Below are 19,211 nucleotides of genomic sequence, written 5' to 3' on the forward strand. Positions count from 1 at the left end.
CCGGTGAGCAGGCGGCTGCCAGCATATTACTGCCCGTTACTTGTTCGCGGTCAGCAGCGACATCATTTCGAAGACCAGCGTGGCCGCGGCCAGCGAGGTGATGTCCGCGTGGTCATAGGCCGGAGCGACCTCCACCACATCGGCGCCGACGATGTTCAGGGTTCCCAATCCGCGCAGGGTCTGCAGGATCTCGCGTGAGTGCATGCCTCCCATCTCGGGGGTGCCGGTGCCCGGCGCATAGGCGGGATCGAGCACATCGATGTCGATTGACAGGTACACCGGGGTGTTGCCAATGCGGTCCTTGATGCGCTGCACGACCGCGGGGATGCCCATCGTGTCGATGTCCGAGCAACGGATGATCTGGAACCCGAACTCGTGGTCGCGGATGAAGTCGTCCTTGTCGTACACCGGACCGCGGATGCCCACATGCATGGAGCGCTCCTCGACCAGCAGCCCCTCTTCGAAGGCCCTCCGGAACATTGTGCCGTGGGTGATCTCCTCGCCGAAGTACGTGTCCCAGGTGTCCAGATGTGCATCGAAGTGCAGCAGGGCCACCGGCCCGTGCACCGCCGCGGTCGCGCGGATCATCGGCAGGGCAATGGTGTGGTCGCCGCCGATGGCGATCACGGTCTTGTCCTTGGCAACCAGGCGGGTGGCCTGCTCCTGGATCTGCTGCACGGCCAGCGCGTTGTCATAGGGGGTGCAGGACAAATCCCCGGCATCCACGAACTGCGCGGACTGGACCGCGGTGGTCTGCAGTTCGGGGTGGAATCCCGGGCGCAGCAGGCGCGAGGCCTCGCGGACGTTGGAGGGGCCGAAGCGGGCTCCCGGGCGGAACGAGGTTCCGCCGTCGAAGGGTACGCCGACGATTGCGACGTCGTAGTCCGGCACTGATCCAAGCTGTGGCAGGCGGGCGAAGGTGCCCAGGCCTGCGTAGCGTGGCACCTCGGTGGCGGGCACGGGGCCGACGGGGACGAAATCAACCATGATGGTTCTCCTTGGAATTCTTTGCGCAGCCTATGGAAGGGTGATCCACACGGTTTTGGTTTCGGTGACGTAGTCCAGCTGTTCCGCGCCCAGATCGCGGCCGAAGCCGGATTTCTTGTAGCCGCCGAACGGCATGGCCGCGTCGATGGAGCTCTGCGCGTTGACGTAGACGGAACCGGCCTTCAGATCCTTGGATAACTGGTGCACGCGGTTCAGGGACTGTGAGTAAATGGTGGCGGCCAGGCCGTAATCGCTGTCGTTGGCCAGGGCCAGCGCCTCCTGTTCGGTGGAGAATCGCTGGGCCACCAGAACCGGGCCGAAGATCTCCTCGCGCACCACGACCATTTGGTTGGTGCAGTCTCCGAAGATCACCGGCGCCACGTAGTTGGTGGCGCCGTCGTCGATTGGGCCGCCGCACAATAGCTTGGCGCCTTCCTCCACACCGGCTCTGATCAGGTCGGTCACCGAACGGTACTGGGCCTCGGAGACCAGTGGGCCGATGGTGGCTTCCGGATCCAGGCCCGGGCCCAGTTTCCATGATTTGGCGTTGACAACCAGCTTGTCCATGAACTCGTCGTAGATCGAGCTCTGCACGTACAAGCGCGAACCGGCGTCGCAGATCTGCCCGGCGTTGAAGAAAATGCCAAAGGCGACTTCTTCCACGGCCTTGTCCAGATCGCAGTCCTCGAAGACCAGGACCGCGGACTTGCCGCCCAGTTCCAGGGTCATACGGGTCATGTTCTCCAGGGCCGCATGGCCCACCGACATCCCGGTTTTGGTAGATCCGGTGAAGGTGATCTTGTCGATGCCCCGATGCGCGGCCAGCGCCGCGCCCACGGTGGAGCCCTTACCGGTGAGGATGTTGATGACCCCTGCCGGGATGCCGGCCTCCAGCGCCAATTCGGCGAAGCGCAGGGTGGTCAGCGAGGTGACCTCGGACGGCTTGACGACTGTGGTGCAGCCGGCCGCCAGGGCCGCGCCCAGCTTCCAGGCCAAGGTCTGCAACGGGAAATTCCACGGCACGATGACGCCGATGACGCCGACCGGTTCCTTGCGGGTATAGGCAACGTAGTTGCCTTCGAGTCCTGCTGGCTCGCCGCTGCGGCCGGAGATCTTCGAGGCCCAGCCTGCGAAGTAGCGGTAGGTATCGATGGTGCCCTGGATGTCCATCTCGGCCTCGGCGAGAGGCTTGCCCACGTCGATGGATTCCAGGATGGCCAGCTCCTGGAAATGCGCTTCGATCAGGTCCGCCAAGCGGTGCAGCATGCGTTCGCGGGCCAACGGGGTCTGCGTAGCCCACCCACCGGATTCGAAGGCGCAGCGGGCCGCCGCGACGGCTTCCTCCAGGTCCTCGACGGTGGCGCTAGCAAGGGTGGAGACCTGCTGGCCGGTGGAGGGCTCGATGACCGCCACGGTGGCGCCGTCGGAGGCCGGCCGCCAGACGTTGTTGATGAACAGCTCGTGCTGGCGACCCAGGAATTCCTGGACGCCGGCGGGTACGTTGTAGGCGGCCAGGTAGGCCTGCGGGTTCTCGAAGGTCTTCATTGCTGCCTCGGTATTGATTGGCGAAGTCATGGTCTGCTCCAAAGGATTCGTGCTCGAAGAGCTCTAGTAGTTGACGACGAGGCGGCCTTCGGCCTGCCCCCGGTCCAGGGCCTGGAAGGCATCGTTGATCTCGGCGAAGGGGAGGGTCTTGATCGTGGACCTGATCTTGCCCTCCTTGGCGAGGGCGAGAACCTGGTCGCGCTCCAGCCGGGTGCCGTCGGCGCTGCCGATGATCGTGATGCCCAGATCGATGATTTCTGCCGCGGCGAAGCTGAACGGCTTATTGGGCAGTGCCACCTGGATGAAACGAGCGGTCGGTGCGGCCAGATCGAACATGCTGCGGAAGACCTGAGGGGAGGGGGCGAAGCTCAGGCAGGCGTCGGCGCCGCCCAGGGCCTGGATAGCCGCCACCGCGTCATCGCCCGGGATGTAGGCGGCGTAGGCGCCCAGTTCCTTGGCGGTTTCGAGCTTGGCGGGATCCAGGTCGATGCCGATCACCTTGGCGCCGTACAGGGCCGCGCACTGAATGGCGTACTGGCCCAGGCCGCCCAGACCGAAGACCACCGCGACGGACCCCGGCTCCAGCTGGGCCTTGCGGACCGCGCTGTAGGCGGTGACGCCTGCGCAGAGCAGCGGTGCGGCATCCGCGGAGGAGAGTTCTTCCGGGATCAGCGAGACCCAGGCGGCCGGGGCGATGACATACTCGGAAAAGCAGCCATCTACATGGACTCCGGTGGCCTTCGAATCGCGGCAGTAGGTTTCCAGGCCGCGGCGGCATTCGCGGCAGCTGCCGCAGGCCTCGTAGACGAACCCGACGCCCACCCGGGCACCGAGGGCAAGGTCTGCGCCTTCGCCCCGGACGGCCACGGTGCCCACGCCTTCGTGGCCCAGGATCGCCGGCTTCTCGCGAGGTAGTTCGTCTTCGCCCTTCCAGAAATGCACGTCGGTGTGGCAGACGCCGCAGCTTTCCATCTTGATCAGCACTTCGCCCTTGCCCGGGGTCGGGATCCGGGTCTGGCGAAGGTCGAGCGGGGCGTTGTCTTCGGTGTAGAAGGCGGCAAGCATGGTATTGGTCATTGCGGTTCAGCTCCTATTTAGTGGTAGTTGAAGTGGTCGAATCGGAGGTGTACGCACCCAGTCCGCGGGGCAGGATGAAGAGTCTTGAAGCGATCCAGTACACGCTGCCGGCCGCGGCGGCGGCCAGCAGCGAAGCGGTGGTGTAGCGGAACCATTCGCTGTGCTCGAAGGAATACGGGTTGAAGGTCACCGTGAAGACGGCGGCTCCGATGGCGAAGGCCGACATCGCTGCGATGTTGAACCCGCCGGTGAAGTAGTAGCGCGAGGCCTTGCCTTCGATGAACAGGTCCTTCAGCGCCACGTGCGTGCGGCGCAGAATGAAGTAGTCCACGATCATGATGCCGGTCAGGGCGCTATACAGCGCCGCGGTCCAGACTAGGAAGACCATGAATCCGTCGTAGAGTCCGGGAAGGACGAACAGGACGACGGCAGGGACCAGACAGAATCCTGCCACCAGCTGTTCCCAGCTGAATCTCCTGAGCAGCGTGTCGAACATCTGCCGTAATCCGACCACTGCGGTGTACAGGATATTGGCCATGCTCGTCACGTTGGCAAAAGCGACGAAGAGCAGGACGATCACGCTGAGCCACAAACCGCCGGACTCGGTCATCCACTGCGTGGGGTCCGCGCTGCCGAACTTGATGGCGCCGACCAGGCCCACCGCTTCGCCAAGCGAGGCCGCTGCGCCGATTCCGATCAGGTTTGGCCAGAACGCCACGCGCTCGTTTTTGGTGATGCGGGACAGGTTGCCCAGATACGGCCACCATGAGAAGCCTGCGGCGATGTTGATTTCCACGGCGATCATGAAGTTCACGGCGTTCGAATCGAACGGCTGACTCAGTGCCGGAAGGGACAGGAGCTCGGCGAGGCTGGAATCCTTCAGGAAGATGTAGATCATCACGCCCATCACCAGGAACAGGGCCGGGGCGACTATGGTGTTGAAGACCTTGATGGAGGTGGGGCCCTTGGCCACGACGAATGCGGTGATGGCAATGGCAACCAGGGTGATCGCGTAGATATGCCAGCCGGTTGGCTCCGGTTCGCGTTGCAGCACCACGGAGACGGCCGAGTCGATGGAACGGCCGAACATGATGCCCAGCACGACCAGCCAGCCGACGGTGAGCAGGATCATGGCAACGATGTAGATCAGCCGGCTGCCGTGGTGTCCGAAGACGCTGCGCATGAACGTGTATTGCTCGGTGCCGTACTTGCCTGCGCTGACCGAGACCGCCAGTCCGACGAGCAGCACTCCTAGAACGTTGCCAAGAACGATTGCCGACAAGCCTTGCTTAACATCGACCACCAGCGCCAGTGACCCACCGATCAGGAAACCCCAGGTGGCAATGGCAAGTGCAGCGTTGGCCCAGGTGTATTCCCAGAAGCCCCAGAGGCGCTTGCTCGGCGGGAGCGGTGCCCTGCCGCGTTCTGCTTCGATGGCGTAATCCATGTGAATTCGCTTTCAGGAGGGTCCGGAATTCTCAGAATTTCCGGGCGAGAGGCTATTGGAGTGCGAGGGTCAAGACGTAGGCAATGGCGAGAAGGAGTCCGACGACGAGGTATTCGCCGCGGGAGAGCTGCCCCTTTTGATGCGTTGCTTCATGCGCTGCGAAGTCTTCGCACACGTGACTTCGTTCGGTGAGGAAGGCCTGCTCGTCGGGGGTGGCGTCGTGTGAGCTTGCAGTGTTCATGGCGACCACTTCTGTGTAGATTTTCGAGTTGCTGCTTGAAGGCCCGGTGTGGTGAATCGAGCCGGACGGCGGCTCATCCGTTGAGGGTTTCCTCTGGTGGCCGCGCACTTTGATATTCCATAAATCCGGGTATGACGTGATGTATTCGGTCGTTTCGGACTTGTATCCATCTTCCGGCCAGGATGTGATCCGGGCAACAGGTGAACTGTAATCACTTGGCGGAGCGCGGTGTTACACTCTGTAAATGCCCTTGACGATCCGCCAATTTCTTCAGAACCCGGCGTTCAACAGATCGCGTCCCCACATCCTCGGTGACGGGACACGATTGGACGATGACGTGCGCGGAATCCACATCGCCGAATCCGCGGATCTGGCAGGACTCATCGAGGGCGGGGAGCTGATCCTGTGCTCGGGATTGGGGTTGAGTCAATCCGTTGAACAGGCAGCCGCGTTCCTCGACGAGCTCCATCGCTCCGGGGCCAGCGGAGTGGTCTTCTCCTTCTTGGCCGACGAGGCCCCGGTCAAGGCGGCACTTCGCACGGCGGCTACTTCCATGAGCTTCCCCGTGGTCTTGCTCGATGACCGCGCGCGTTTCATCGAAATCATCGAAGCCTATAATGAGATTTCGCGATCCGCGATGGTGGTTTCCGGCCCCGACGCGGTGGCGGATTTTCTGAGTTCTCCGGTCGCCGAACAGCTTTCGGCTCTTGATCTGCTCCGCACCGCGGCGGACCTGCTTGATAGGCCGCTGATCCTGGAAGACGAGCTGTCGGTAGTCCTGTTCCAGCGCGGTTTAGGCATGGAGCAGATGTCCCTTTATGCGCAGTCTCGCCAGCGAGCATGGGGGTTGGAGCAAGGCCGTTTTGAGCTGGCTGGCGAGCAGTGGGTGCACAATCCAGTATTCGTCGATGGCCGGAGGGTCGGACGCATCGTCTGCCCGTTGTGGCGCGAGTCGGCAGGATTCGCGGTCATCCTGGATCGGCTTTCCCGAATTCTCGGGCAAAAGCTGAGCGGAGACCTTGACCGGCTGCACCTGCTGCGCCAGGAATTCTTGGCTGATGCCATTGCGGATCTGCGGACCAATCAAACCGTAACGGAACAAGGCGCATGGCTGCGCCTGCGCCTTTTCGGGGTCACAGATGTGCTGGAGCTGATTCCCGCGGTGTTGTGCATTGCTTCGGGCGCAGACGAAGAAAATGATCTCAGTTCGCTGATTCGCAGATTGCGGATCGCCTTCGAGGATTTCCCGGTCCCGGTGATTGTGCGCAATGGACTAGGCGACGAATCGGAAGCCGTTGGAATGATGTTCTGCTTGGCTTCTCATGAACACCCCGAGGTGCTGCTGCAAAGAGCTTACCGGCTCGTTGAATCAGAAATTGGCCATCGGCAATGGAGTATGGGAATTGCCGGAAGCTTCGAATCATTGAAGCGGGCCGCGACGGACGGACTGCTCGAAGCCTATCGAGTGGCGCGCGGGGCATTGAGCATGGTGGTGCGCAAGCCCAAGTACTACCTGGCGCACGATCTGGGGTTCCGCTGGATACTTCAGACGCTCGTGAGCACCCCCGAGGGCGCAGCTTTCGTTCGGGATCAGCTTGGTCCTTTGAAAGAGGAGCCGGAGCTGCTGGCGATTCTGGAGGCATATCTGGGCGCCACGGGAAATATCGCGGAACTGTCGAGGTCGGTGCACCTTAGCCGCCCCAGCGTCTACGCGCGGCTTCGGCGGTTGCACGAGGAGTTCGGCATCGACGTGGAGAATGCGGACACGCGCACTTCCTTGCATATGGCTTTGGCGTTGTATCGGCTGGAGGGCCTGTAATCCATGCGCGCATTGTATTCTCAGTCCCTCGAAGCCCCGGCGTTCCTGCCGCATTTGCCGAAAGGGAATCGAGCCTGACCAGGCTGGCACCGGGACCCGGGGCCTGCCTGCATGACCTGTTGTTTCGCGCTCGCACGGAGAACAGGCGGGCGAGATCGATGCGGTCTCGCAGTTCTCCCGGACCGTCGGTTTCCCGACTAGCCCGCGCCCCCGGCCAATGCGCGGCGGAAGATCTTCGCGACTACTTCCCGGTCGGGTATCTGATCGGACAGGACCAACTGCAGCTGCAGGCCGCACAATGCCACGCCCAGCATCTTGCCGGTGATCTCATCGGAGCGGTGGCACAGGACCCGGGTCAATCCGAGGTCCCAATCCGCGGCGGCCTTGCGCAGTGCCAGCCTGGTGTAGGCCAGGGCATAGAGGTGCGACTCGAAGACGGCGGCGGTGCTGTTCTCGCCCAAAAGGTCCATGACATATCCGGTGAGCGCTTCTGCCATATCCGCGTCGTCCGGCAATCGGCCTGCCCACTGCTGGAGCTCTTCCACGCCACGCTGCGCGGCCCGACCGCCACGGCCAGCCGGGAAGGATCGTTCTACGGACGGTACCGGCTCTGCGCGATCGATGGGACGATCCTGACCTTGGCGGACATCGAGCAGAACCGGTACAAATACTCGAAGCATGCCGGTCACCACGGCGGGACCGGGTACCCGCAAGCCCGCCTGCTGGCGTTGATCGCCTGCGGCACGCGCAGCATCATGGATGTCGTGTTCGGGCCGACGACCATCGGGGAAACCACCTACACCCCGCAGCTGCTGCGCTCCATGGATGAAGGGATGCTGATCATGGCCGACCGGAACTTCGCCTCCGCCGGGCTGCTGCACCAGCTCCGGAAGACCGGCGCGCAGTTCCTGGTGCGGGTCAAGCTCGGACGGCAGCTGCCGGTGCGCCAGATACTGCCGGACGGATTCTATCTTTCAGTGCTGGCCGGACAACCGGTGCGGGGGCTCACCGCGAACATCACCGTGCATGCCGAGACAACCAGACGCACCGAAACCTACCGATTGGTGACCAGCATGTGCACCTGGACTCGACCCGCGTCGGCTTGCCCTTCCGCGAGCACACCAGCCGTCCCGGGGTCTGGGGCATGATGGGCAACGACCGGGAGAACTGGCGCGACGTGGAAATTGGATTGCCCGAGCGCGTGGCCGGAACCCTGGAACGGATGATCGCCCGCGGCACCACCAGTTGGCGTACCTTTGCCCAGGTGGACGTGGGCTGCATGCTCGTGAAATATGAAGCCGTGGTAGCCATCAAGGAGAAATTCGCCAACGAGGCCGACGTGCAGATCATGGTCTTCCCTGTGCCCGGCATCCTTCGGGAGCCGGGCACAGGGAAATACTTGGAAGACGCGCTCAAGGCAGGTGCCGACTTCATGGTCGGCATCGATCCCTGCGAGCTGGACCGCGACCCGGTCCGCCATTTGGATGTGGTGTTCGGCTTGGCCGCCTCGTGCAGGTGGACATCGGCATCCACCTGCACGAGGCGGGCACGCAGGGAGTCTTTTCCGCGGAACTGATTGCCGAGCGCACCCGGGCGCTGGGCATGGAAGGCAGGGTCAACCTGTCCCACGCCTATGGACTGGGCGCAGTCGGCGAAGCCAGCAGTCGGAAGCTGAGCGACACCTTCGCCGAGCTGGACTTCTCGCTGACCTCGGTCGCACCGAGCACCTCCACCCTCCTGCCGCTGCTGGGCCTGGCCGAACCCGTGGTGCGCTTCGGGCTGGGAAAGGACGGGCAATGGGACTATTGGAGCCCTTATGTCAATTGCGAGATGCTGGACCGGACCTGGCAGCTGGCCTTCGTGTACGGCATGCCCAAAGACGAGCAGATCGAACATGCGCTCGCCGTGGCCGCCATGGGCGGCGCGTCGATCATGAAGCGCGAGATGCCGCGGCTGGCGTCCGTGGCCGACCGACCGGGCATAGCCGTGGGAGACCGTGCGGACCTAGTGCTGATGGATGGCCAGACGGTTGCCTCGGCCGTCATGGAGCGCGGCGCCGACCGCACCGTCATCCGTGACGGGCGAGTGGTGCCACGGGTTGAGGGTACTGTCGGTCAGCGAGCCATTCTGAGTTGGTGGATTCAAGGGATCGTGTGCAGCACGCCAAGTCCCAGACAGGCACAACGGACAGGCCCGCGACATTCGGAGCTGCACGGAACGCTTCACCCCGGCAATACCGCCGGTACCCCCGGTAGGCTATGCCCGAAATTTTGAAGACCGGCACCGCCTTGGCACCGGGATGACCGCCGCGCGAGCACGGTATCGATCCTTCAACGTGCCAGGGTTGGCTTGCGGGGTCCGCCCTCGTCTGCGGAAATGACTGCACCCCGGAGCAAGAGGGCCGTATTCTAGAGTTTTACAGGATGTCGAAATACGGTGCCCGGTCTGTAATACTGGTGGTGTGCAAAAATCCTCCCGTTCAACACGTGCTCTCAGAGGCACCGCCGCCGCGTTCTTCGCGACGTCCGTTTCTCTGGTTTCCCACGTACTTGCGGGCGGAGCCATACCGGACATCCTGAACATCGCGCTACCGCTGTCCCTGTCGCTCATGGTCTGCATCTTGCTCAGCGGCAAACGGTTCACGTTCTGGCGGTTGTCCATCATGGTGGGGTTCAGCCAGATGCTCTTCCACCTCCTGTTCTCCATGGGAGCAGGTCATTCCGCTCTTTCAACCGCGGGGCAAGGCATCCACGCACATCATGGAATATCCCTGGCGGTCGATGTGACCGGCTCGGCCAGTACCACCATGGCAAGCCACGGCGATGGCAGCATGCTGCTGGCGCACTTCCTTGCGGGGTTCGCTACCGTTCTGGTGCTTCACCGCAGCGAGCAGGTACTCATCGCGGCTTCGGAGATCATCGGCCTGTTCACCTGGAAACTCTTCTGGCGCCTGGTCAACTTCGCTTATCAGCCAGTGCGCCCGCAGACAGCGCCTGTGGAACCGCGCGAAATCCCTGCCTGCACGGTGGCCGTGTATGCCACGTCTGTCGTTCGCAGGGGCCCGCCCGTACTGGCAACGGTGTAAGACAACCTTGCAGTCCTTCTGGGCTGCGACTTTTCCGCTCCTGTTTGCAAAGGACCCGGAATCGGGCTCTGCCATGTCCCATCCCAGGACAAGCTACTGCGCTCGTGCACAATGATTTTTCCTGAAAGCATGCTGGCGAACGAATCTCACTGAGTTCGTTCTATCAGCGTTGCCTTTCCAGTCTCCAGTGCGTCCTCCGTCCTGAACCCCGGAGGCCAACCAGTCCTGCCTCGCACCGCACCTTCGCAAGCCCTATTCGACCAGGGCTTTTTTCTCCCCTGCTGTGCCCAGCACAATGTTCCCTGACCGCCGATAGCAACATCGGTGTTTTCAGGCTCCACAGCAGCACTGATTCGGAGCACCCTATTTGTGCTTCCCTCATTTTCCTAGGATGAACCGTGAAAACTTCTTTTGCCCTGCGCACCACTGCCCTATCCGCTGCCGCGTTGATCGCCTTGGCGGGTTGCGCCGCCACCCCTGCTGCTAACAGCAACCCGGCTCCAGCTGGCGCTTCTGTCACCATGAAAGATCCATGGGTGAAGGCTATCGACGAGGGGATGTCGGCGGGATTCGGCACAATTGAAAACACCGGAGACCAGGACATCACCGTCACCTCGGTCACGAGCCCGGCCTCCAGCGATCTGGAACTGCACGAAACGGTAGCCAACGAATCCGGGGCCATGGTGATGCGCGAAAAAACTGGCGGATTCACCATCCCCGCCCACGGCGAACTGCATCTTGAACCAGGGGGAAGCCACATCATGCTCATGGACCTCGCCGAACCGCTCAAGCCCGGCAGCGTCGTGAACATGAGCCTGGAATTCTCCGATGACACCAGCTTCGAGATCACCGCCCCGGTGAAGGACTTCGCCGGCGCGAATGAAAATTATGAGGGCTCCGAGCACGAGGGCATGGGTCATGACGAGTTGGACAAGGGCGACTCCGCATCCGAAAGCGCCCACGATCACTAATGCCACACGAAGACACACCCGCCAAATCAGGCCCTAGCAGGCGAGGAATTCTGTTCGGCGGCGCCGCAGCCGGACTGGGAGCGATCGCCGCTCTGGGGATCGACTCCCTGGCCGGCGCTGCTGCGCCAGCCGGCGCTTCGGAGCCGTTGCACGGCCAAACCGTGATTCCGTTCTACGGCGAACACCAGGCAGGAATCGCCACCGAGCCCCAAGCCCACGCCAACTACATCGCGTTGGATTTGCGCGATGACCTTGACCACGAGTCCCTGCAACGCCTGCTCCGGTTGCTCAGCGATGACGCGGCAAGGCTCACCCAAGGCCAAGCGGCCTTGGCAGACACCGAACCGGAACTGGGCACGGTTCCAGCACGGCTCACCGTGACCTTCGGATTCGGTCCGAAACTCATGGAACTCGCGGGGTCCTCGGCCAGCGAAGGCCAACCGTTGCCGGGGTTCAAGATCGACCGGCTCGAAGAACGCTGGAACGATGGGGATCTGCTGCTGCATATCGCTTCGGACGATCCATTGTCCGTTGCGCATGCCCAACGGATGATGCTCAAGGATGCCCGCCGGTTTGCCTCGGTGAAATGGGTGCAGTCCGGGTTCCGCCGATCACGGGGATCCGAGGCCAGCGGCACCACGATGCGGAATCTGTTCGGACAAGTCGACGGGACCGTGAATCCCATCCCCGGTTCGGAGGATTTCAACTCTGTGGTGTGGAACGCGGATGGGAGCACCACCATGGTCCTTCGGCGCATCCGAATGGATGTTGATACCTGGGATGAGCTTGACCGCTCCGGCCGGGAATTCAGTGTTGGGCGGACCCTGGGCAACGGAGCTCCGACCACGGGAACCCAAGAACACGATGAGCCTGACTTCGAAGCGACCAACGCCTTGGGGTTCACGGTCATCGCCGCGCAGGCGCACATCCGCAGAGCCCGGTCCGATAACACGAACGAGCGGATCTTCCGGCGTGGATACAACTACGACGAGCCGCCCAACGGGAATGACATCTCCAATTCGGGGCTGATCTTCGTGTCCTACCAAAAGAGCGTGGCCAAGCAATACACCCCGATGCAGCAACGCCTATCGGACCTTGACGCGCTGAACCAGTGGACGACTCCCATCGGCTCGGCCGTCTTCCTGATCCCCCCGGGCTGCGCCGAAGGAGGATTCATCGGTGAAACCCTTTTCGCAGCCTAGCCACCTGTACTCTTCCTACTTTTCCCTCAAGGACCGTTCATGACTTTTCTGGAAACCACGACCCCGGAATCCCAGCCACCGCCCGTGCCTTCGGGGCCCACCCGAAAGGGATGGCTCGGCCAGCTGCTGCTACGGCTGCACTTCTATGCGGGAATCTTCATCGGCCCGTTTATCCTTGTGGCCGCGGTGAGCGGCGCCTTGTATGCAATTACTCCGCAAATCGAACAGGCTGTCTATGCCGATCAGCTGCGCGCGCCGATAGCTGATTCCTATTTGCCGCTGGCCGATCAAGTTGAGGCGGCCAACACCTACCTGGGCAGTGATGATGCGCTGGTTGCGGTTCGCCCGGCACCGCACCCCGGTGATACCACCAGGGTGATGTATGCGGACGAGAACCTGGGAGCCAGCGAAACCAGGGCCATTTTCATCGACCCGGCCACCGCTGAAATCCGCGGAGACTTGACCGCCTACGGGACCAGCGGTGCGCTGCCCCTGCGGACCTGGATTGACCAGTTGCACCGCAACCTGCAGCTCGGTGAGCCGGGGCGCATGTATAGCGAACTGGCAGCCTCCTGGCTGGGAGTTATCGCCCTGGCAGGATTTGGCCTGTGGATTCTGCGCATCAGGAAAACCAAGCGAAAAAAAGACCTCATCCGCCCCGCTGTCAAGGCAAAAGGCTACCGGCGCCTGGCCAGCTGGCATGGATCGCTAGGGATCTGGGTCTTGCTCGGCGCATTCTTCCTCTCCGCCACCGGCATCACCTGGTCGACCTACGGTGGCGCGAATGTCAGTGAGCTGCGCGCCGCGCTGAACTGGGGAACCCCCTCGGTGGGCACGGAGCTGTCTGCCGCGGAGGGCAGTGCAGGTGATGAGCACGCCCATCACCACGGGGCCGCGCCCGCGCCAACCGGCGACTCGGTGAACCCGGCGGCATTCGATACCATGCTCTCGATCGCCAAGGAAGTCAACGTCAATACGGGACTGGTTGAGATCAAGCCGCCAGCCGCGAAAGGAAAGGCGTGGGTGGTCCAAGAGATCCAGCGGTCCTACCCGACCGAAGTCGACGCGGTCTCTATCAATGGGCAAACACTGGACGTCGTGGACCGTGTTGATTTCAGGGAGTTCAGCCTCGCCGCGAAACTCTCGCGATGGGGAATCGATATCCACATGGGCTCCATGTTCGGACTTCCCAACCAGATTCTGTTGTTCCTGGTCGCCTCGGCCATCGCCTCCATGGTGGTGCTGGGCTATGCGATGTGGTGGAAGCGCCGCCCCACGAAGAATCCCGCACTACGCATGGGCAAAGCCCCTGCACGTGGCGGCTTAACCCGCGCCCCATGGTGGGGCATCCCGTTGGTCTTGCTGGCTGCAGCTGCCGTCGGCGTCTTCCTGCCTCTTATGGGGATCAGCCTGGCCCTGTTCCTGCTCGCGGACCTGGTCGTTGGCTGGATTCATCGAGCCAAGAGCAAACGGCCGGCCACCAAGTAGCCAGCTGGCCTCAGTGGTGTTTGAACAGTGCCCTGCGTGCGATGCGCGGAGGGCACTTTTCTTCCCTGAAAGATCGATCTCGGTGCCTCGTAAAAGGCGCGCTCAGAGATGCAATTTGTGAAGCCGTATCAAGAAGCAGGATTCGTGCCAGCGGCCAATCCGGAAGGGTCGTTGAAGGGCCGGCCGTAATTCGGCAGGGCAAGCTCCTCATGGGCTTCGATTGGAGTGGCGTCATTGATCTTGTCACCGGGCCAGGCCTGCCAGGACCAGTGGAGATGTCCTGAGGAAGAGATAACAGCTCGCAGTGCGCGACCAGGGGCAGGGCGAGCAGCTCGTCAATGATCAGGTGCTGCAGCTCGCCGCTGTTGGCCACCGCGACATGGACCAGGTAGTCCTGGCTGCCGCTGACGTTGTACAGCGCGAGAGTTTCGGGCAAGGCCGGTGCCGTCTGCGCGAAGTCGTTGGCGGTGTCGCGGGCATGAGGACGGATCTGGATGCCCAAGAATGCCTGCTCGCCCTCGCCTTGCAGACTCGGCAGCGCATGGGCGCAAGCGGCCTCGACGGAGCCATTGCGGCGCATCCACCTGATCCGCTCCAAGCAGGTGTTGGGGCTACTTCGACCTTGGCGGCGATTTCCTTGTTCGGCATGGACTCATCCACCTGCAGTAATTCCGGTACCGCCCATTCAACCGAATCCAATTCAGGAGATTGGACCGAATTGCCCTTTGACCCAACCATGGACAAATCCTGACGAATCTGGCGCCTGGTCTGAGTCTGGAAACATGCTGGCGGACCGGAGGGCTGGCAGGGGAATCGAATCATGGGCGGCTTTCGCCCTGGCGCTTTTGGCGGCATTGGCGGTGCCCGGCGCGGAGCTGGAAGCCTCAGCGCTGTTTCGGGTCGAAAAAAAGCGCACCTAGAATTCCGGCCGACACGCCCAAGAGGTTCGCCAACGCCCGTTCAAGCATCACGCTGGCATCCACACTCGGGTCAGCCAACTCCAGCATGAGCATGATCTGCGGGGTGAAGAAGCTGAGTGCCAGTCCGTAATTCCGGGTCATGTAGCCTTCGGTGGGGAACATCAAGAAGATGACGGCCAGCCCGAGCCAAACCTCGGGAAGCTGAAGAGAATAGATGCCCAGCAGCACGAGCAGGCCGGCGACGGTGCCGGCGACGCGATGCGCCCCTCGGCTCAGTCTGCCGCGCGCGTTGCCTGCCGCCAGCGGCACGACGGCACTGGCCATGACCCACGCCAGATGATCCACGCCCAGCAGCATCGCGATGGATCCTGCCAGCAGGACGACGCAGCCATAGCAGCCCGCTCGGCGCAAGATCTCTTGCCAGGGCAGTCCGCGTCCGGTGTTCCGCCTTTCGGATCCCACGAACCGGGCCGTCTGGCCAAGCACGATGCTGAACATCGCGGTCAAAACGAACGCCGCGAGACCCGATGTTGCAAGCTGTTCTCCGACGGGCAGGCTTCCCAAGGCGCCGAACGCGAACAGGGGGAAGAAGGACCCTCCGGGTTTCAGGCCGAACCGATCCGAACACAGCGAGCTGCATAATGCCACCATGATTCCGGCGGCCAGGAAGGGCCACGGGGCCAGATGCCACGGGGCGATGAAAATTGCCGATATGCCCGCGGCAAGCATCATCGCCGCCGCGAGTGCCTGGTCCTTGAGTCGTTGCAGGCGATTCGGATTTCTTCCGTACATTCCAACGACCGAGCCGAAGACCGCATAGACCATCAGCTCGCCGTGGCCCAGGATCAGCAGGACGATTCCGGGAATGGCGAGGCCGAACCCCACCCGCAAGGCCGGCCGCAGCTCGGGTCGATGCGCCGCGCGCAGCAGCTGCCAGTTTGGTGTGCCCCACGCGGACGTCGTGCGAAGCCTGACGTCCATGCCCGTTGAACCTACTTTCCCTAGTCCGTTGAGCTTCGCGACGGCGCAAAATCACCCGGTGGTTCAAGTGTCCGTGAGCAGGCTTGATCATGTCCAAGAATTACTTCCAATGGATCAATAGATCGACCTTATTATGCTAGGTCAGTAGCGTAATCGGCGTTCGGGAAGATCTTGGTCACAGTTTGTAAGAAAGCTCGTGGCACCGGCGGCAGCGATTGCGCGCAGTGCATCACGAGCACCATCTGGGCTGTGACGTGCGGAGCGACCAAGGCCGTCTGCTCAAGTCCGGGCAGCAGCCCGAAGGGATCCAGCCATTGCTTGGGGACGATACTGGCCCATTGGCCGGTAGCCACGTAGGCAATGAGCGAAGCCACGGAATCGCACTCTATGCGTGGCTCGGCGCGCATTCCGCTAGCGGCAAGCGCGGCATCGAGTACTTGCCGGCCCCGCAAGCTGCCGTCCAAAAGGCATAGCGGAAGTTCCAGCGCTGCGCTCCAGCCTGCAAGGGTGCGATCTTCGGGCAACATCCCGACCGCGCTGAGCAGCACATGCTCTTCGGCGTACAGGGGGACTACCCGCAACCCCACGAGGTCCTCGGGCACGGCATAGATGAGCCCGGCGTCCAGTTCGTAGTTCTTGATGCGGCGCACGATGTCAGCCGAGCGAAGGCTCGATTCCAGGACGATGCCCACCTGGTCGTAGACGCGCGCGAATGGGTCCGTCAGCTGGACCACGGTGGTCGCCGCGGCCGGAACAACGCCCAAGCGCAGAGATCCCTTGATCCCTGATCGCAAAGCATGAGCCTCTTGGCGCAGGGAGTCCCTGTCGCTGAGCATGCGCCGCGCCCAACGCAGAACCGACTCGCCTTCCAAAGTTAGCCCTTGGAAAGAATGCCCGCGGCGGACCAGCGGCACGCCCAGTTCGTCTTCGAGCTTGCGAATGGATTCCGAGAGCGCCGGTTGGGAGATGCGGCAGAACTGCGCGGCCCTCGCGAAGTGCTGTTCGCGGGCCAGAGCCACAAAGTATTCCAACTGCTTCAACATCATGGATCCATTGCATCATGGATGCGGATGCAAGGCCGGACGCTGTTCAGGCCGGAGTGCGGATCGGCTGGACTGCGCGCAGGTTCGGCTGCGCGCGCACCGGCTAGCAGTGGCAAAGCCGGAGCGCCGCAGTGCGGGAACCGCGAAGTCCCCGCGCCACGGCCCTGAAGGCGGCAGGCTAGCTGGACACCAGCGCGGCGAACGTTGACGCGGCGACCTCGGTCACCGCGCGCTCCCAGTCACCGAGCAGGCCCAGGATATTCTGCCCGTCGGCCCGGCGCGATTCCAGCTGCTCCGCCAGCATGGTGAGCGTCGAGCTGCGCAGCTCTGTATTCAGATTGACCTTGCCCACCCCATAGGCGATGGACCGCGACAGATCCGGCGCAGCGATTCCCGACGCACCGTGCAGGACCAGCGGAACCGTGGATTCGGCATGGATGGCCTTCAGCACATCCCAGTGGATCTTCGGCTCGCCCTTGTAGCGGCCGTGCACATTGCCGATGGCTACCGCCAGCAGGTCCGCGCCGCTGGCATCAAGGAACTGGGCTACCTGCTCTGGATCGGTCAGCTGCGAGGCGCTCTGCTCGAAGGCCTTGTCCTCGTTGCCGGGCAGCGCGCCGAGTTCTGCTTCCAGCACGATGCCCGGGCCGATCAGCGAGCGCACCTGCTGCACGAAGGCGATATTCTCCTCCAGCGTGCCGGCCGAACCGTCGGCGAGCACCGCGGTGGCGCCGGCGCGCACCGCGCGGGCAATCAGCTGCGCGTCGTTGGCGTGATCCAGCTGCACCGCCACCGGCACCGCGGCCTGTTCGCCCAGGGTGCGCAGCGCGCAGATCAGGCGCAGCCCGGAGGTGCTGGACGCGGTTTTCGGCGCGACATTCAGGATGGCCGCGCGCTGCTGCGTTTCGGCTTCGGCCACCACGGCCAGTGCGGTGGTGAAGTCGTAGCAGGTGAAAGCCGGGACGGCGTGGCCTGCGGCCATGGCCTCGGCGACCAGCTGGTTCATGGGGATGAGCATGGATTAGACTCCTGCGGCGGTGACGATGGCGTAGACAAGGGAGGTGAGCGCGAATCCGGCGACACCCAGCACGGTGGTCAGCACGGTCCAGGTGCGCAGCCCGTCGGCGACGGACAGGCCCAGGAAGCGGGTGACGATCCAGAAGCCCGAGTCGTTCACGTGGCTCAGCCCGAAGGCGCCGAAGCCGACGGCCGCCAGGATCAGCGCGGTCTGCACCGCGGAGAAGCCGCCCGCCTCGACGGCGGTGGCCAGCAGGCCGGTGGTGGTGATGATCGCGACCGTGGCCGAACCCTGCGAGGCACGCAGGATGGCCGCCAGTACGAAGGCCATGACGATGATCGGTAGGCCCGCGGAGGACAGTGATTCGGCCAGCACGGTGCCGATGCCCGACTCGGTGAGCACCTTGCCGAACACGCCGCCGGCGCCGGTCACCAGGATCACGATGGCGGCCGGGGCCAGCGCCGAGTCCATGACCTTTCCGGTTTGCTCGCTGGACCAGCCGCTGCGTATTCCGAGCAGGTAGTAGGCAACCAGCACGGTGGTCAGCAGCGCAATGGCCGGGGATCCGACGAAGCCGAGGACATTTGCCGCGGTGGATTCAGCGGTGACCAGCGTGCCGCCCACGGTGCCGAGCATGATCATCACGATGGGCAGGAGAATCATGGAGATGACCATGGACGAGGTCGGGGCCTTGGTTTTGGTCAGGGTGTCGCCCGCATCGGTGCTCTTGCCGAAGGAGGCGAACTGTTCCGCGGTTTCCGGGAGCATGGGAATCTCGCGGCGGTTGATGCGCTTGGCCACGAAGTAGCTCAGCACGCCCAGCGGGGCGCAGAAGGCCAGGCCCAGGATGGTGGCCCAACCGACGTCGGCGCCGAGGATTTCGGCGCCTCCCACGACACCCGGGTGCGGCGGGACCACCACGTGGATGGCCAGCATGATCGCGCCGACCGGCAACCCGATCTTCACCGGGGAAACATTCAGCGCCTTGGCGAAGCCGTAGATGATCGGCACCAGCACGATGAATCCGACGTCGAAGAAGACCGGGATGGCCAGCAGGAACGCCGCGGTGGTCAGTGCGGCGATGACGCGGCGCGGGCCGAAGAGCTTGGTGAACCGGGTGGACAGGACCTGGGCTCCGCCGGAGATCTCGATGACCTTGCCGAGCATCGCGCCGAGGCCCACCAGCACCGCCACGCTGCCTAGCGTGCCGCCCATGCCCTCGGTGATCAGCCCGGCCACATCCTGCAGCGGGATCCCCGCGGCCAGGGCCACCAGGATGCTGACCAGCAGCAGGGCGATGAATGCGGGCATCTTGAATTTGATGACACCGACCAGCAGCAGGGCAACGCCGGCTACCGCGATCAGTAAGAGCAGAAGTGGGCTCATG

General features: G+C 63.2%; 19 protein-coding genes. 9 read left to right on the top strand and 10 right to left on the bottom strand.

Annotated elements, in window-relative coordinates; all coding sequences use genetic code 11:
- Positions 1-36: 36 nt before the first annotated feature.
- Genes speB through CIK74_RS18450 form a run of 5 tightly spaced genes read right to left on the bottom strand, consistent with a single transcriptional unit; the run spans position 37 to position 5,297 of the window.
- Positions 37-987, bottom strand: coding sequence for an agmatinase (gene speB, locus CIK74_RS03305; RefSeq protein WP_096254347.1), 951 nt, complete (start codon positions 985-987; stop codon positions 37-39).
- 30 nt (positions 988-1,017) lie between these two features.
- Positions 1,018-2,562, bottom strand: coding sequence for an aldehyde dehydrogenase family protein (locus CIK74_RS03310; RefSeq protein ID WP_205738237.1), 1,545 nt, complete (start codon positions 2,560-2,562; stop codon positions 1,018-1,020).
- Positions 2,563-2,595: 33 nt separating this feature from the next.
- A complete protein-coding gene (locus CIK74_RS03315; protein WP_096254348.1) occupies positions 2,596-3,609 on the bottom strand; it encodes an alcohol dehydrogenase catalytic domain-containing protein in 1,014 nt (337 codons plus the stop codon).
- A 13-nt stretch (positions 3,610-3,622) separates the two neighbouring features.
- The gene (locus CIK74_RS03320) at positions 3,623-5,056 is read right to left on the bottom strand and encodes a cytosine permease (protein WP_096254349.1); all 1,434 of its coding nucleotides are present in this window, start codon (positions 5,054-5,056) and stop codon (positions 3,623-3,625) included.
- A 52-nt stretch (positions 5,057-5,108) separates the two neighbouring features.
- Entirely contained in the window at positions 5,109-5,297 is a 189-nt protein-coding gene (locus CIK74_RS18450; RefSeq protein WP_105650512.1) for a hypothetical protein, read from the bottom strand.
- A 244-nt stretch (positions 5,298-5,541) separates the two neighbouring features.
- On the opposite strand from CIK74_RS18450, the gene CIK74_RS03330 reads away from it, so the two are divergent.
- The gene (locus CIK74_RS03330) at positions 5,542-7,116 is read left to right on the top strand and encodes a PucR family transcriptional regulator (RefSeq protein WP_096254351.1); all 1,575 of its coding nucleotides are present in this window, start codon (positions 5,542-5,544) and stop codon (positions 7,114-7,116) included.
- Between the two features lie 197 nt (positions 7,117-7,313).
- Here the strand turns inward: CIK74_RS03330 and CIK74_RS18655 are convergent, their stop codons facing one another.
- On the bottom strand, positions 7,314-7,796 hold the full coding sequence (locus CIK74_RS18655) for a hypothetical protein (RefSeq protein ID WP_170947719.1): 483 nt from the start codon (positions 7,794-7,796) through the stop codon (positions 7,314-7,316).
- Here CIK74_RS18655 and CIK74_RS18660 point away from each other — a divergent pair.
- The 8 genes from CIK74_RS18660 (at position 7,755) to CIK74_RS18985 (ending at position 14,613) form a co-directional block, all read left to right on the top strand.
- Complete coding sequence (locus CIK74_RS18660; RefSeq protein WP_170947720.1) at positions 7,755-8,264, top strand: transposase; 510 nt, start codon at positions 7,755-7,757, stop codon at positions 8,262-8,264. The two genes, CIK74_RS18655 and CIK74_RS18660, sit on opposite strands and share 42 nt — an antisense overlap.
- Positions 8,261-8,692, top strand: coding sequence for a hypothetical protein (locus CIK74_RS18980; RefSeq protein WP_240520446.1), 432 nt, complete (start codon positions 8,261-8,263; stop codon positions 8,690-8,692). Before CIK74_RS18660 ends, CIK74_RS18980 begins: the two co-directional genes overlap by 4 nt.
- A complete protein-coding gene (locus CIK74_RS03345; protein WP_240520447.1) occupies positions 8,626-9,390 on the top strand; it encodes an amidohydrolase family protein in 765 nt (254 codons plus the stop codon). Before CIK74_RS18980 ends, CIK74_RS03345 begins: the two co-directional genes overlap by 67 nt.
- 187 nt (positions 9,391-9,577) lie before the next feature.
- The gene (locus tag CIK74_RS03350; protein WP_096254355.1) at positions 9,578-10,201 is read left to right on the top strand and encodes a hypothetical protein; all 624 of its coding nucleotides are present in this window, start codon (positions 9,578-9,580) and stop codon (positions 10,199-10,201) included.
- 398 nt (positions 10,202-10,599) lie between these two features.
- Entirely contained in the window at positions 10,600-11,172 is a 573-nt protein-coding gene (locus tag CIK74_RS03355) for a copper chaperone PCu(A)C (RefSeq protein ID WP_096254356.1), read from the top strand.
- On the top strand, positions 11,172-12,374 hold the full coding sequence (locus CIK74_RS03360) for a Dyp-type peroxidase (protein ID WP_096254357.1): 1,203 nt from the start codon (positions 11,172-11,174) through the stop codon (positions 12,372-12,374). The genes CIK74_RS03355 and CIK74_RS03360 overlap by 1 nt, the downstream gene beginning before the upstream one ends.
- A 39-nt stretch (positions 12,375-12,413) precedes the next feature.
- A complete protein-coding gene (locus CIK74_RS03365; protein ID WP_170947721.1) occupies positions 12,414-13,862 on the top strand; it encodes a PepSY-associated TM helix domain-containing protein in 1,449 nt (482 codons plus the stop codon).
- A gap of 304 nt (positions 13,863-14,166) precedes the next feature.
- Entirely contained in the window at positions 14,167-14,613 is a 447-nt protein-coding gene (locus CIK74_RS18985) for a hypothetical protein (RefSeq protein WP_240520448.1), read from the top strand.
- Positions 14,614-14,746: 133 nt separating this feature from the next.
- Here CIK74_RS18985 and CIK74_RS03375 read toward each other — a convergent pair whose 3' ends face one another.
- The 4 genes from CIK74_RS03375 to CIK74_RS03390 form a co-directional block, all read right to left on the bottom strand.
- Positions 14,747-15,763 (bottom strand): FUSC family protein, encoded by a 1,017-nt coding sequence (locus CIK74_RS03375; protein ID WP_096254358.1) that lies wholly within the window; start codon positions 15,761-15,763, stop codon positions 14,747-14,749.
- Positions 15,764-15,894: 131 nt separating this feature from the next.
- Entirely contained in the window at positions 15,895-16,809 is a 915-nt protein-coding gene (locus tag CIK74_RS03380) for a LysR family transcriptional regulator (RefSeq protein ID WP_096254359.1), read from the bottom strand.
- Between the two features lie 175 nt (positions 16,810-16,984).
- Positions 16,985-17,824 carry a class II fructose-bisphosphate aldolase gene (locus CIK74_RS03385; protein ID WP_096254360.1) on the bottom strand — a complete coding sequence of 280 codons (840 nt, stop codon included), beginning with the start codon at positions 17,822-17,824 and terminating at the stop codon, positions 16,985-16,987.
- 3 nt (positions 17,825-17,827) lie between these two features.
- A complete protein-coding gene (locus CIK74_RS03390) occupies positions 17,828-19,210 on the bottom strand; it encodes a GntP family transporter (protein WP_096254361.1) in 1,383 nt (460 codons plus the stop codon).
- Between the last annotated feature and the right edge of the window lies 1 nt (position 19,211).

Origin of the sequence: Glutamicibacter sp. BW77 (assembly GCF_002332285.1) — a bacterium.
Taxonomy (GTDB): Bacteria; Actinomycetota; Actinomycetes; order Actinomycetales; family Micrococcaceae; genus Glutamicibacter; species Glutamicibacter bergerei.